General features: G+C 64.1%; 19 protein-coding genes. 15 read left to right on the forward strand and 4 right to left on the reverse strand.

The features are described from left to right. Nucleotides 1–41: 41 nt before the first annotated feature. Genes AC4K8G_RS10030 through AC4K8G_RS10045 form a run of 4 tightly spaced genes read left to right on the forward strand, consistent with a single transcriptional unit; the run spans nucleotide 42 to nucleotide 3,512 of the window. Nucleotides 42–1,157 carry an MlaE family ABC transporter permease gene (locus AC4K8G_RS10030; RefSeq protein ID WP_491734005.1) on the forward strand — a complete coding sequence of 372 codons (1,116 nt, stop codon included), beginning with the start codon at nucleotides 42–44 and terminating at the stop codon, nucleotides 1,155–1,157. Beyond that, a complete protein-coding gene (locus AC4K8G_RS10035; protein WP_491734006.1) occupies nucleotides 1,157–1,957 on the forward strand; it encodes an ABC transporter ATP-binding protein in 801 nt (266 codons plus the stop codon). Before AC4K8G_RS10030 ends, AC4K8G_RS10035 begins: the two co-directional genes overlap by 1 nt. Beyond that, a complete protein-coding gene (locus tag AC4K8G_RS10040; protein ID WP_491734007.1) occupies nucleotides 1,957–2,910 on the forward strand; it encodes an MlaD family protein in 954 nt (317 codons plus the stop codon). Before AC4K8G_RS10035 ends, AC4K8G_RS10040 begins: the two co-directional genes overlap by 1 nt. Further along, nucleotides 2,907–3,512, forward strand: a complete 606-nt coding sequence (locus AC4K8G_RS10045) for an ABC-type transport auxiliary lipoprotein family protein (protein WP_491734008.1) — start codon at nucleotides 2,907–2,909, stop codon at nucleotides 3,510–3,512. Before AC4K8G_RS10040 ends, AC4K8G_RS10045 begins: the two co-directional genes overlap by 4 nt. A gap of 4 nt (nucleotides 3,513–3,516) precedes the next feature. On the opposite strand, the gene pepN is transcribed toward AC4K8G_RS10045, so the two are convergent. Continuing rightward, a complete protein-coding gene (pepN, locus tag AC4K8G_RS10050; RefSeq protein WP_491734009.1) occupies nucleotides 3,517–6,126 on the reverse strand; it encodes an aminopeptidase N in 2,610 nt (869 codons plus the stop codon). A 92-nt stretch (nucleotides 6,127–6,218) separates the two neighbouring features. On the opposite strand from pepN, the gene AC4K8G_RS10055 reads away from it, so the two are divergent. From AC4K8G_RS10055 to AC4K8G_RS10070, 4 genes are read left to right on the forward strand one after another with little or no spacing between them, the layout of a single operon-like run. Next, nucleotides 6,219–6,479, forward strand: a complete 261-nt coding sequence (locus AC4K8G_RS10055) for a DUF2171 domain-containing protein (RefSeq protein ID WP_491734010.1) — start codon at nucleotides 6,219–6,221, stop codon at nucleotides 6,477–6,479. 26 nt (nucleotides 6,480–6,505) lie between these two features. Continuing rightward, nucleotides 6,506–6,922, forward strand: a complete 417-nt coding sequence (locus AC4K8G_RS10060) for a hypothetical protein (RefSeq protein ID WP_491734011.1) — start codon at nucleotides 6,506–6,508, stop codon at nucleotides 6,920–6,922. Nucleotides 6,923–6,958: 36 nt separating this feature from the next. Next, a complete protein-coding gene (locus tag AC4K8G_RS10065) occupies nucleotides 6,959–7,285 on the forward strand; it encodes a hypothetical protein (RefSeq protein ID WP_491734012.1) in 327 nt (108 codons plus the stop codon). A 43-nt stretch (nucleotides 7,286–7,328) separates the two neighbouring features. Beyond that, the gene (locus AC4K8G_RS10070; RefSeq protein WP_491734013.1) at nucleotides 7,329–7,886 is read left to right on the forward strand and encodes a hypothetical protein; all 558 of its coding nucleotides are present in this window, start codon (nucleotides 7,329–7,331) and stop codon (nucleotides 7,884–7,886) included. Here the strand turns inward: AC4K8G_RS10070 and AC4K8G_RS10075 are convergent. Then, on the reverse strand, nucleotides 7,878–8,771 hold the full coding sequence (locus AC4K8G_RS10075; RefSeq protein ID WP_491734014.1) for a TSUP family transporter: 894 nt from the start codon (nucleotides 8,769–8,771) through the stop codon (nucleotides 7,878–7,880). The genes AC4K8G_RS10070 and AC4K8G_RS10075 overlap by 9 nt on opposite strands. 107 nt (nucleotides 8,772–8,878) lie before the next feature. Here AC4K8G_RS10075 and AC4K8G_RS10080 point away from each other — a divergent pair, with 107 nt between their 5' ends. From AC4K8G_RS10080 to AC4K8G_RS10095, 4 genes are all read left to right on the forward strand, one after another. Beyond that, nucleotides 8,879–9,211: a hypothetical protein gene (locus AC4K8G_RS10080; RefSeq protein WP_491734015.1), complete on the forward strand. Its 333-nt coding sequence runs from the start codon at nucleotides 8,879–8,881 to the stop codon at nucleotides 9,209–9,211. A 38-nt stretch (nucleotides 9,212–9,249) separates the two neighbouring features. Further along, on the forward strand, nucleotides 9,250–9,432 hold the full coding sequence (locus AC4K8G_RS10085) for a hypothetical protein (RefSeq protein ID WP_491734016.1): 183 nt from the start codon (nucleotides 9,250–9,252) through the stop codon (nucleotides 9,430–9,432). Between the two features lie 68 nt (nucleotides 9,433–9,500). Continuing rightward, nucleotides 9,501–9,725: a hypothetical protein gene (locus AC4K8G_RS10090; RefSeq protein WP_491734017.1), complete on the forward strand. Its 225-nt coding sequence runs from the start codon at nucleotides 9,501–9,503 to the stop codon at nucleotides 9,723–9,725. A gap of 249 nt (nucleotides 9,726–9,974) precedes the next feature. After that, nucleotides 9,975–10,442 (forward strand): hypothetical protein, encoded by a 468-nt coding sequence (locus tag AC4K8G_RS10095; protein WP_491734018.1) that lies wholly within the window; start codon nucleotides 9,975–9,977, stop codon nucleotides 10,440–10,442. Nucleotides 10,443–10,448: 6 nt separating this feature from the next. Here AC4K8G_RS10095 and AC4K8G_RS10100 read toward each other — a convergent pair whose 3' ends face one another. Further along, on the reverse strand, nucleotides 10,449–10,748 hold the full coding sequence (locus tag AC4K8G_RS10100; RefSeq protein ID WP_491734019.1) for a hypothetical protein: 300 nt from the start codon (nucleotides 10,746–10,748) through the stop codon (nucleotides 10,449–10,451). Nucleotides 10,749–11,012: 264 nt separating this feature from the next. Here AC4K8G_RS10100 and AC4K8G_RS10105 point away from each other — a divergent pair, with 264 nt between their 5' ends. The 3 genes from AC4K8G_RS10105 to AC4K8G_RS10115 all read left to right on the forward strand — a co-directional run bounded on the left by AC4K8G_RS10105 (nucleotide 11,013) and on the right by AC4K8G_RS10115 (nucleotide 12,404). Beyond that, nucleotides 11,013–11,426, forward strand: coding sequence for a hypothetical protein (locus AC4K8G_RS10105; protein ID WP_491734020.1), 414 nt, complete (start codon nucleotides 11,013–11,015; stop codon nucleotides 11,424–11,426). 155 nt (nucleotides 11,427–11,581) lie between these two features. After that, nucleotides 11,582–11,749, forward strand: a complete 168-nt coding sequence (locus AC4K8G_RS10110) for an SEC-C metal-binding domain-containing protein (RefSeq protein ID WP_491734021.1) — start codon at nucleotides 11,582–11,584, stop codon at nucleotides 11,747–11,749. A gap of 10 nt (nucleotides 11,750–11,759) precedes the next feature. Next, nucleotides 11,760–12,404: a thermonuclease family protein gene (locus AC4K8G_RS10115; RefSeq protein ID WP_491734022.1), complete on the forward strand. Its 645-nt coding sequence runs from the start codon at nucleotides 11,760–11,762 to the stop codon at nucleotides 12,402–12,404. 25 nt (nucleotides 12,405–12,429) lie between these two features. Here AC4K8G_RS10115 and AC4K8G_RS10120 read toward each other — a convergent pair whose 3' ends face one another. Continuing rightward, a complete protein-coding gene (locus tag AC4K8G_RS10120) occupies nucleotides 12,430–12,771 on the reverse strand; it encodes a hypothetical protein (protein WP_491734023.1) in 342 nt (113 codons plus the stop codon). Nucleotides 12,772–12,794: the final 23 nt, after the last annotated feature.

A 12,794-nucleotide genomic window follows, 5' to 3' on the forward strand; every position in this document is an offset into this window, starting at 1 on the left:
GACTTGCCCCACTCGCCCATTTCGCGCATCAATTCCCTCGGATGGCCGACCAGGACCAGACAGAGGGGCACCAAGACCACGGGGGGCACGGCTCGGTTTACCGGGTGGCGGGTGCGCTGACGATCACGCGCGCGGCAACGACGCAGCGCGAAATCGATTCCTTGCCAGACCCCCTGACCATTGATCTGTCCGAGATCGACCGCATGGACACGGTCGGCGCCTGGATCGTCTATCGCACCGTTCGCGACCGCAAGGCGCAGGTCATTGGTGCCAGCCGCGACGAAGTCAGCCTGTTGAAGCAGGTCGGCGAGTTCGACGAGCCCGCCCAGGTCCACCCTGACGAAAAGCCTGGCTTCTTCCGGATGCTCACCGAGCTTGGGGAGTGGGTCTCCGAGATGGGGACGACGCTCGTCGGGTTGCTCGGCTTCTTCGGGGCAGTGCTGATCGGCTTCGCCAATGTGATTCGCCGGCCGGCGCGCCGCTTCCGCCTCAACGCCGTCGTCACCCGCTTCGATGTGGTCGGCGTTCGGGCGCTCGGCATCATCGGCCTGATGAGCTTCCTCATCGGGATCGTCATTGCCCAGCAGGGCGCGGTCCAGCTCGCCCAGTTCGGCGCCGAGATTTACACGATCAACCTCATCGGCCGGATTACCGTGCGCGAGCTTGGCGTGCTGATGACCGCGATCATGGTCGCGGGTCGGTCGGGCTCGGCCTTCGCGGCGCAGATCGGAACCATGAAGATCACCGAAGAAATCGACGCCATGCGCACCATCGGCGTGTCGCCGATCGAAGCGCTCGTGCTTCCGCGCATGATGGCGGCGATCCTGATGATGCCGCTGCTCGCCTTTTGGGCGATCCTGACGTCGCTTCTCGGCGGTGGCCTGTTCGTCTGGCTCGATCTCCAGATCCCGCCGCTGACATACATCCAGCGCCTCCAGGAAGTAACGCCGCTCACCGACTTGTGGATCGCGCTCATCAAGGCGCCCGTGTTCGGATTCATCATCGCGCTGGCCGGCTGTTTCCAGGGCATGCTGGTCCAGGGCGACAGCGAACAGGTCGGATCCAAAACGACGACTGCCGTGGTCCAGTCGATCTTCATGGTCATCGTCCTCGACGCCGTGTTCGCGGTCTTCTTCAGCTCGATCGGCTGGGTGTGATGTCGACGGGCGACGACAACGATCCGGTGATCACCGTCCGCGGGCTTCGCAATGCCTTCGGCGAGCAGCTTATCCACGACAATCTCGACCTGACCGTCCGCCGTGGAGAAATTCTTGGCGTCGTCGGTGGCTCGGGCACTGGCAAGTCGGTGCTGCTTCGCTCGATCATCGGTCTTCAAACCCCGGAAGCGGGCGAGATTGAAGTTCTCGGCGAGAACATGATCGACCGCGATGAGGATGAAGCGAAGAACATCCGCCGCCGCTGGGGCATCCTGTTTCAGAATGGCGCTTTGTTCTCGACCCTGACCGTCGCGGAAAATGTCGAGGTGCCGATCCGCGAGTATTTTCCCTACATCAAGGAAGACCTGCTCGACGAGATCGCGTCCTATAAGATTGCCATGGGCGGTCTTCCGGCCAACGCCGGCCCCAAGTATCCGTCGGAACTTTCGGGGGGCATGGTCAAGCGCGCGGGCCTTGCGCGCGCTCTCGCGCTCGATCCGGAGCTGCTATTCCTCGACGAGCCGACCGCGGGCCTCGACCCGATTGCGGCCGCGGCGTTCGACGAATTGATCCTGTCGCTGCAGAAGCGGCTCGGCCTTACCGTTTTCCTGATTACGCACGATCTCGACACGCTTCACGCCATTTGCGACCGCATCGCGGTGCTGGCGGATAAGAGGGTCCTGGGTGTGGGTACGATCCCCGAGCTATTGGCTTTGGATCATCCTTGGATACAAGAGTATTTCAACGGGCCGCGGGGGCGAGCTGCTGCTGCGAGCTATGAGCACGAGGTAGTTGCCTGATGGAAACCCGGTCCAACTACATCATGGTGGGCGCAGTGACCGTCGCGCTGTTGGCGGGCGTACTGCTGTTCATCGTTTGGCTTGCGGGTCTCTCGAACAAGCAAACCAAATGCTTCGACATCTATTTCGCTCAAGCGGTTGGCGGTTTGAACAAGGGTTCCAACGTCACCTTCTCGGGCGTGCCGGTCGGCCAGGTGCAGAAGATTTCGCTGCTGCCAAGCCGGCCAGAATTCGTTTGGGTGCGGATCGAGGTCCAGGAGGAGACGCCGGTGCTCCAGGGCACTAGCGCGCAGATCAAGGGTGTCGGCTTCACCGGCGTCAGCGAAATCCAGCTCGACGGAGCGGTCCGCGGTTCGCCGCCAATCACGCAGCTGGGCCCGCAGGGATGCCCGGTCTTACCCGCGACGTCGGGGGGCCTCGGTGCTCTTCTCAACAGCGCGCCGGAGCTGATCGACCGCATCCAACGCCTGACCGAGCGCCTGACCGAGCTGCTCAGCGACAAGAACCAGAATGCGATCGCCGACATTCTCGAAAACATCGATGTGACGACCAAGGTCATCCGCGAGCGTGCGCCGGAGCTTGGCGACACGATCAAGGAGATAAGGTTGGCGTCGCACAATGCCGCGATCGCCGCGAACAACGTTGCGGCGCTCAGCGACAGCACCAACCGCCTGGTCAATGATCAGGGTAAGCCGGCGATGGAGAATCTCAACAAGGCGATCGTCTCGGCGCGCCAGGCGGCGGACAATCTTGACGCGATCATCTCCGACGCACGGCCCGGAGTCCAAAACTTCAGCAAGTCGACACTACCTGAAGCGAACAAGCTGGTCCGCGACCTTCGCCAGCTTTCACAGTCGCTTCAAGACGTGTCGAACCGAGTAAATCAGCAGGGAATTGGCGGCGCCCTCGGGCCCGACAAGCTGCCCGACTACAAGCCAGGGAAACGCCAATGAAGCTGCTCATCAGGATGTTCGCGACGGCGGCCGCTGCTGCCGCGCTCGGCGGTTGCTCGCTCGGCGGCCTGCTTGGCGGTGGCGGAAAGCCGCCTGCAACCTTGCAGACCCTGACTGCTCAGGCGCCTGACCCCGGACCCGTGGCCCGCGCCGTCAATGCGGGACAGGCGGTAACGATCGGCACGCCAACTGTTCCCAAAGAGCTGCGGACGGTACGCGTTCCGGTCCAGCTCAACGCTACAGACATCCAATATGTGACCAACCTTCAGTGGGTCGACACGCCCGACAAGCTGTTCCAGGACCTGCTTGAAGAGACGGTTCGGCGGACCACCAACCGCGTCGTCCTTGACCCGGCGCAACCGTCATTTGACCCGGGCCTAGTCGTGACGGGCGAGCTTCAGCGCTTTGGCTATGACGCCGCATCCGGCCAGGCGGTGGTGGTGTACGATGCATCGCTCTCCACCGCAGGCGGCAGCCGGGTCGAGGCTCGCCGTTTCACCGCAAGCGTCCCCTCGGATGGAACGGGCCCCAGCGTCGGCCCGGCCCTGAACAGCGCCGCGAATCAGGTCGCCGCCGAAGTCGCGAAATGGATCGGCGGCTAACGCTCTAAGCCAGTGACTTGCTGACCTGCTCGAACACGTCCTTCGACAGGCCGGGCGTGCCGACAATCCGTTCCAGCTCTTCGCGCATCATCTGCGCGCGCTTGGGCTCGAATCGGCGCCAGCGGCCGAGCGGCGGCACGAGCCGCGCCGCGACCTGCGGATTGATCTCGTCCGCCGCGATGATCATGTCGGTAAGGAACTTGTAGCCGCGCCCGTCGGCTGAATGAAACGCCCAGTGATTGCCGCCGAACGTGCCCGCCAGCGAGCGCAGGCGGTTTGGATTGGTCATGGCGAAATCCGGGTGCGCGACGAGCTTCAACACCTGGTCGACGGTGTCCTTCCGCTGCGCCGAGGCCTGCAGCGCAAACCACTTGTCGAGCACAAGCGGATCGTCGTGGAAGCGCTCATAAAATGCATCAAGCGCTTCCTGCCGCTCCGGGGCGTCGAGCGAAACGAGCACGCCGAGCCCGCCCTGACGATCGGTCATGTTGTCGGCCGCATCGAACTGGGCCTTCGCGAGGTGGGCCGCCTTGGCTTCATCCGCCGCGCCTAACATGCCGAGTGCGATCGTACGAAGACGCCGGACGCCCTTCGCGGTCGGCGACAGGTCATGCCCAGCGGCCCCGTCGCTACGATGCGCAGCAAGCAATTGGTCGCCCAAGGCCGAGGCGATAGCGCGGCGGAGATTCTCGCGAGACTCATGGATCGCATCGGGATCGACGATGTCCATCCGGTCCGCAATCACGCTTTCGCTGGGCAGCAGGATCGCCTCGGCCTTGAACGCGGGATCGAGCGAGTTGGACTGGAGCGTTGATCCTATGGCGCGGATCACCGGCTCCGCATCGACCTCCTCGCCTCTCGCACCGGCGATCAGCGCGCACATCATCAGTTCCTGCATCGCTTCGTAGCGCGCAAAGGGATCGGTGTCGGTTTGGGCGAGCCGCTCGAGTTCGTCCGGCGCCCGTTCGGCGCTCATGATGATCGGCGCGGAAAACTCGCGATTGATCGATAGCAAAGGCGTTTCGGTGACGTTTTCGAAGGTCACGCTCTGCGTGGCCTCGTCCAAAACAATGAGCCGCTCGGGGCAAATTTCTGCGCCGCTCTCGCTTCCGATCAACGACGTCCTGAGCGGGATCGGCATCGGCTTCTTGACCGGTTGGCCGGGCGTCGGGTCGACATGCTGCTCGAGGTGGAGCGTGGCTGTCCTCGCGGCGGCATCATGCTCCAGCCGCGCCTTGACCTTTGGCGTCCCGGCCTGGCTGTACCAGATCTTGAACGTCGACAGGTCGACGCCGCTGGCGTCCTCGAGCGCCTTCACGAACTGGTCGCAGGTGGCCGCTTCGCCGTCGTGGCGCTCGAAGTAAAGGTCTGTGCCCGCTCGGAACTTCTCGGGTCCAAGCACGGTGTGGAACATGCGGATGAGCTCCGCACCCTTGTTGTAGACGGTCGCCGTGTAGAAGTTCGAAATCTCGATGTAGCTGTCGGGCCGGACCGGATGGGCCAGCGGTCCCTGGTCTTCTGGAAACTGGACGGCGCGAAGGATGCGCACATCCTCGATCCGCTTGACCGGCGGGCTTCCGACATCGGCCGAAAAGCTTTGGTCGCGGAACACGGTGAAGCCTTCCTTGAGGCTGAGCTGGAACCAGTCGCGGCAGGTGACGCGGTCGCCGGACCAATTGTGGAAATATTCGTGGGCGACGACACGCGCGATATTGTCGAAGTCGGCGTCCGTCGCGGTTTCCTGGTCGGCGAGCACATAGGCCGAGTTGAAGATGTTGAGGCTCTTGTTCTCCATCGCGCCCATGTTGAAATCGCTGACGGCGACGATGTTGAACTGGTCGAGGTCATATTCGCGCCCGTAGACCTTTTCGTCCCAGGCCATGGACAGCTTGAGGCTTTCCATCGCGTGTGCGGTTTTTGGCAAGTCGGCTTCGCGGACCCAGATGGCGAGGTCGACCTTGCGCCCGCTCATCGTCGTGAAGCTGTCGCGGTTGGGCTTCAGGTCCCCGGCAACGAGCGCGAACAGGTAACAGGGCTTGGGGAAGGGGTCGTGCCATTCAGCCCAGTGCCGCCCGTTCTCGCCCTGGCCCTCTGCAGTCCGATTGCCGTTTGACAGCAGGATCGGGAATGCCTTGGCATCCCCTTCCATCCGCACATGATATTTGGACAGCACATCCGGCCGGTCGGGGAAGAAGGTGATGCGACGGAAACCCTCCGCTTCGCACTGTGTGCACAGCATACCGTTCGAGGCATAGAGGCCCATCAGCTTGGTATTGGCTTCGGGATTGATCTCGACCTCAATCTCAATCGTGTGCGAATCTAGCGGCAGATCCGTGATGACCAGGTCGCTGCCGTCCATATGCCAGGAGGTTTCGTCGTCACCTCGGGAACGGACGTGAAGCGGGACGAGGCCGTCACCATTCAGTCGCAAGGACACGCCGCTTTCCGTGTTTTCGTTCCGCTCAACCTGGAGCACGCTGCGGACGATGGTCCGTTCGATGCCCAGGTCGAAGTCGAGTTGAATCTCGGGCACCAGCCAGTCGGGCGGGCGATGATCCTCGCGGCGGATTGCAGAGTGTGTGGGGACGGCGGGAGCGGTGCGGATATCGGCCATAAGGCGGCGGGCCTAAGGTCAAATGGTTAAGGCGGCAACCGCTCCGCCGCATAATGTGTTATGGGCCCGACAAACCGCAGCAGGAGATGGTTATGAGCGGCTTCGAAGACATTCGCGAGCATATGGAAGTGATCGGCGCGGACGGCGTGCATCTGGGCACGGTCGACCGGGTCGAGGACAACCGCATCAAGCTCACCCGCCCCGACAGCGGCATGGGCCACGAGGAGCATCACCACTACGTCCCGCGGGGGCTTGTCGCGGAAGTCGAAGGCGACAAGGTGCGCCTGTCCGCGAATGGCGACGTCGTTGCTGACCTGTTTGAGCAAGAGCAGAGCGGCGATCCGATCGGCTGACCTGTTTGCGGGGGGAGGGAAGAGCAATGCGAAAGACGGTGCTGCTGCTCGGCGCGGCGAGCCTTGCCGCGTGCGGGCAGGGTGGTGACCAGACGACCAACCAGCCTGCGCCCGCGCCGAAGAAGGAGAAGCCGAAATATTGCTTCTTCAAGGACGCGGAAAGCAAAGGCTGGGCGGCCAAGCGCGGCAAGGACGGGAACATCACCGTCACCGGCAAGCTCTACCGCTCGGACGGGCGTTACATGGCCGTTCTCGGCGAGCCGAAGGTCGCCGGGTCGACCGTTGAATTGTGGCCGTCGATTACGGTCAACAACACAGGCGCTTCGATGGCCGACGGCTGGTGGGATCTGAAAGCGACAATCCCCAACAGTGCGGCGATCGACACGGTCGACGTGAAGTGCGGCAGCAAGACCTTCGCCCACTTCGTGGTGAAGCCGGCCTAGTTGCAATCGCGGGTCCTCGCGCCCAGTTCGGGCGCGATGGACGACGAGAGGGTAGCGAGTCCACGGGCGGGCCATGATTGGACCCGCCCCGGCGATTATCTGACGGCGCTGGCGAGGCGACGCACGGCGCGCAGGTCGCGAGCACCAAACCCCGAGAACCAGCACGAAGCGACCCGCTTCCCGGTGCACATGGTGCCGTTCGTCGCGCTGATGGCCGTGCTGGCGATCCTGGTCGTCGCGACGGTCCTGATCGCCTTCCCCGGAAACCAACCACCGCCGCGGGCCAAGTCTGCCGAGAAGGCGGAGCGAGGCTATGCCCCCAAGGGCTGGATGCAGGAGGCGGAAAGGGAATTCCACCACTAGCCGACATTGCCGGTTCATCTGTCCTGAGGCACATCGCTAACCGATGAGCGCGTTTGGCCTCACCTTGTTGCTCCTCGCTGGCGATCTCGCCGGCCCGCCCGCGCCGAAGGCGGCGCCGGCAGCAGCGCCGTCACCCCAAGCTCCCCCAGCCCCTGCTTGCGAAGACCGCCAGCAACGCGAAGGTGAGATCGTCATCTGCGCGCAAAAACCAAGCGGCTACCGGCTTGATCCCGACGTGCTCGAGGCCAAGCGCCAGTATCGGGGGAGCAAGCGCAAGCGGCCCGAGAATTTCGTCCACAACGATTGCGCCACCGTCGGGCCCATGGGATGCCGCGGCGGGCCAACCATCAACCTCATTGGCGCCGCGCTGACCGCGGCCGAAATGGCCAAGCGGGTTGCCCAGGGCAAAGAGATCGGCAGCATGTTCATCACCGATCCGCACCCGACCGAATACCAGCTTTACGTCGCGGCCAAGCACCGCCGCGAAGCCGAGCAGGCGGATGCGGCAGCTGCAGCCAAGGCGAAAGCGGATGCGGCAAAGCAGCAGCCGCCGCCGGCCGACCTCGCGGCGACGGCAACGGTCCCGGCGCCGTCAAACTGATTCGGCCGCGATGGCCGCCTCGCTCGGCTCCCGCCCGCGCTCACTGATCGCCGCGCGCAGGACAACCGCACCGGCGTAGACCACCACCAGCGCTACCAGCCAGCGCAGCATCTCTACCGGCATGCTTTTGACCAGGAAGGCGGCGATCAGGACCGCCGGAATGCCGCCGATTGCGAGGCCGAGCGCGACCTTGAGGTTGATCTCGCCAACGCTGATGTGCCGTGCGCCTGCTCCGGCCGCGGCAAGCGCCGCGCCACCGGCCATGATCGGGAAGGCGAGGCGCGGGTCCATGCCCATCAGGCTGAACATGGCTAGCGACGGGGCGTAATTGCCGACCCCGAAGTTGAGGAGGACGCCGAACAGGAAATTGGCGACGATGGCGATGATCATCAATGTCACGGGAAGCGAGCCGGCGGTACCGCCGCCCGGCATCAGCTGGAGGTTGGTCAGGATGTAGAAGGCCGCCGCGACCAGCAGCGCGACTCCGACCACCATTTGCACCACCCACACCCGCGACCGCACCACCAGGGGAACGCCGAAGAGAGCGCCCATCAGCACCGCGATCACACAGCCGATGAGCAAGAACGGGTCTACCAGTACGCCAAGCAGCACGAGGAAGATCAAGGCCTGGGCGAGCGTCGGCAGCGTATGCCCGACGAGCATCGTGCAGGGGATCAAGCGGTCCGGGACCAGGCGGCGGAACTTGAACCAGGCCATGGTCGGCGCGAAAGATCCGATCCCCAGCGTGTCGAAGAAGTTGGTGATGGCGCCGAGCGCGATTGTTTCCGGCATCGGCCAGGCCCGCGCTTTGATGACGGCGCGGCCGAGAATGACGAGATAGGCAAGGCCGGCGAGCGCCAGCGGAACCAGAAGCGCGATCAACATGCCTTGATCCCCTGAAGGCTGCGTCGGTTGCGCGACGATAAGCGCAAAGCCCAAAATCGCGAAATAGGGTAAGAAGAGCGTAAGCTCTGGGGCTTAGAGGGCGGGGGATGACGGGCATCAGCTCACTGTGGATCAGCCGCAAGGAGAAGGAGCGGCGGCGCATTGCCACGCTCCGCTCGCGCGACGGCGAAGATTGCCGCCGCTGCCGCCGGCCGCTGCGCTTCGACCTGCCGAGCGGACACGACCTAGCGCCCAAGATCGAGCCGATGGCGGTCGATGCGAAGGCCGACGAGCTCGAGCAGATGTGCCTCACCCACTGGCGCTGCAACCCGTCGATGCTCGACCATACCGGTGAGGTGCTCGACCGCGTCCGGCGCAAGGCCGAAGCGGAGCTTCTGGCCAAGCCCAAGCGGCGCAAGAGGGCCGCAGGCGCCCGCTAACCTTCCGGAAACCACGTGTCGGCTAGACGACACGCGCGATGAAGCATTGGAACCCCGAGGAAGAACTGGCGCTCGCGCATGCCCGCGAGGCGAAAGCGCAAGCCAAGCCGCGCTGGCCGCAAGGCGCGACCGCCGGCCTGGCGCTGGTCGCGGTCTGCTGCGTCGGCCTCGGCGTCCTGTTCTACCAGCTTGCCGGCCCGCGCGACGTGTTCGCGCCATAAACCGCCCGCGCGACGTGTTCGCGCCATAAACCGGACGTCAACCACTTCGCCGTAGAAACACCCACGTCATGAGTAAGACGTTCAACAAGAAAACCGTGGAGCTTCAGCAGCCGGCGCGCCCGTCGCGAATCCGGCGCGAGCCCGCGCAAGTCGCCATCGCCCAGCAGCTGTCGCGCAATGCCTGGTGGGAATCGCGCGAGTGGGAGATCCGGCTGGCGATCGTTGGCATCGTCTTTTTCGCGCTCGGCATCAGCGCCATCGTGATCGACGTCGGGCATCTGTTCGGCCAGTAACGGCGCGAAAAGTCCCAAAGTTCACAAGCCTACGCGTGCGTGCGCGAGGGCGGCACGCGAAATCCTACGAAGTATACGAAGTACACGCCCTAACGCGCGCGAGAGTCTCCGGGCCTGAGGAGCAGCGGGCATCGCTGAGGATAAGCCACAGACCGGCCGCTGTAGGACAGCGAAATCAGCCGATGCATTCAGCACCGTTGGTCGAAGGGGCTTTGACCACATCCGCTTATTGTCGCAGACCGTGCAGCGATGATCGCCGCATTACTTTTCGCCGCAGCCGCGGGCGCCGCTGAACCGGCGGAACCGCGCAGCGGCACGCCCGCGATCGTCTCGTCGGCCACCGACCCGTGCAAGGCCGCCAATGGCAAAGACATCCTGGTGTGCGGCAAGCGCGGCGACGACCGTTTCAGGATCGACCGTAACGTGCTCGAGGCCGATCGCGCCGCGAATGCGCTTCCGCCCAAGCCGCCGGCAGACGCGACCGCGTCGACCGGCAATGCCTGTGTCGGGCCCGATGCGTGCAAGGACGGGGTGATCCCGCTGGTCGGCATGGCGCTGGCCGCGGCCAAGGCCGCCGCGCTCGCCGCGAGCGGCGGCGACTGGCGCGACGCGATCCGGACGCATGAGGACGAATACCGGCTCTACAAGCAGGCCGAGGAGCGCCGCCGTAAGGAGCGCGGGATCAAGATCGGCGTGAGCGTCGGCGACGCAAAGTAAGTCGAATTAGAAGGGAATGCCCACCGTCGCCATCTTGCGGTTGCGGCGGGTTGGGCCGCGATTGGTCGCCTGCGCGCCAACCTTTACGCCTTTGCCATTAGTCGCCCGCGGCGCGGCGGGGCCATATCTCGGGAGGCGATAGCCGAGCTGCTGCTGCGGGATCGCCTTGCACTCGACGGTGTCGCTGCCAGGTGCCTGGCGGCAGACCTTGGTCGGCGGCGGCGTTGGTGCCGTCGTCGGGGCAGGCGCAGCGTCCGGCGCGGGGGCCGCGGCTTGGGCGGCGAGCATGAGGAATAGAGCGATCATGCGACTTTGCTGGTAATGACCCGTCACAGGGGGACATTTCAAATGAAATCAGCGCTAACTATCCCGTTTTGACAAATGACGGTGGCGAAACTATCTGCGCCAACCCTTCAACCCCAACGAGAGGTGCGAGAATGTTCAAATGTCGCTTTGCGCCTCTGATGAGGCATCCAGGTCGCTGACCTGATCATAGCCCAGCCCAACTGAGGCCGGGCATCACAACAAGCTAAATCGATGCCGGCGCGGGCAAGCGCCGGGGGGTATGTCATGAACTACGTGCGTTTCATCACGCCGGCGCGACGCTTGCGCCGCGTCCAGGCAGACTGCGGGCCGTTCGGCCCGGCCTATCAGGCTGCGTGGGACCCGCGGGTTCCGGCGGTCCTGCAGGATGCCATCTGGCACGAGATCCAGTGGTTCGAGACGAACCTCCCGGTCCCGTCGCCGCGCAAGGATGCGTTCTGCGTCAAGTCGCGCGGACGCTGGTATCCCGACGGCATCTGCTGGTTCGTCGCGGAAGCGCGCGAGATGATCGCACACGCGTTCGTTCTTGCGTCATTGCTGCGCGAAACCGGCATTCCGGTCCGGAAGGTCTGGGCCGACCATGCCGGTACAGTCCTGTACCGCGACCGGTGGCAGATCGTGGCGAAGCCGATCGAGGCGACGCCCACGGTCTGGTGCTGAAGGTGGGGCGGAGCTTCGGCTCCGCCTCATCAATATCTGAAGGAGAGGAACGATGACGACAGACAAACACGCCGACCTGCCCTGCTTTCGAGCGGACGTCCAAGCGGCGTAAGGGCTTCCCGAGCGAGACCAACGTTAAGCGCGGCCTGCGCTTCGTGCGCGGCGGCGAGAAGGAGCTGGTCGAGAAACTCGGCCGGAACGACCCTTGCCCGTGCGGGTCGGGGAAGAGATTTCAAGAAATGCTGCATGCACTCGGGCCGGTTTCGACGGCGCCGAGCGCGACGACTATTGGCGCTAACCGGGTCGTAACCCCGCAGGCGTAGCCTGTGGCGCGTGAGCAGGCACTGGAAACCTGACCGGCGCAGTCAGTGGACCGTCATCGACGGATACGATGGCGCGCGCCCGAAGACGACCGGCGTGCTGCCGCTCGCGGTGCTCGGCGCGATTTCGCTCGGCCTGCTCGGCGGGCTCGGTTGGCAGCGATGGTCAGCGCCCGCGAGCAATCCCTATTCGGACATCGAATGGAATGCGGTCCAGGCCGTGCCCAAGGCCAAGGCCGATCCGGCGGACGCCGAATGGTCGGCGCGGGCGGTGGAAGGCCCCTCGACCAGCGCGGGACAAGCGGAAGCGATGCAGGCGGCGTTCGGCTATTGCTACGCGGGCGGCGGGACCAATTGCGTGGTCGACGGCGACACTTTCTATATCGGCGAGGCAAAGGTGCGGATCGCGGGCATCGACGCGCCCGAAACGCACCCGTCGCGCTGCGATTACGAGGCACAGCTCGGCAATGAAGCGACGACCAAGCTGCACGATCTGCTCAACAGCGGCGCGGTAACGATGACCAGCATCGACCGCGACCGTGATACCTATGGGCGGCTGCTGCGCAATGTCGCGGTCAATGGCGAGGATGTCGGCGAGGCGATGATCCGCGACGGCGTCGCGCGGCAGTATGCGGGCGGGCGAAGGCCGTGGTGTTAGGATTTGGGTCTCAACGTGCGGAAATTTATCTTCTCCACATTTCCCCAAACACAAGAACGGCTGCGATAATGGTGTAGATTAGGACGTAGACATCGATGCCGTTGCCGTTGCCGTTGTCGTTCTCTACCCTGCCTTCGCTACGCGATCGGTCAATTTCTCGGATCATCAGCGGGAAGAGCAACCAACCAGAAATCATCGACACGAGAGCAATACCGAACGCGAGAAGGCCCGCCTCCAGATAAACGTTCAGCACATTGCCAGCGAAATCTCGAAGGCCGTCTGATCGAAATGCGAGACCGATCAAAGTGGCGATTACGGTCGTCACGGACCAGTAGAGATTCTGCTTTTCTAAAAGAGGCCTGAGCATGCTTCTCTGACACCACGAATTGC

This window comes from Sphingomonas sp. SP3 (assembly GCF_058514305.1).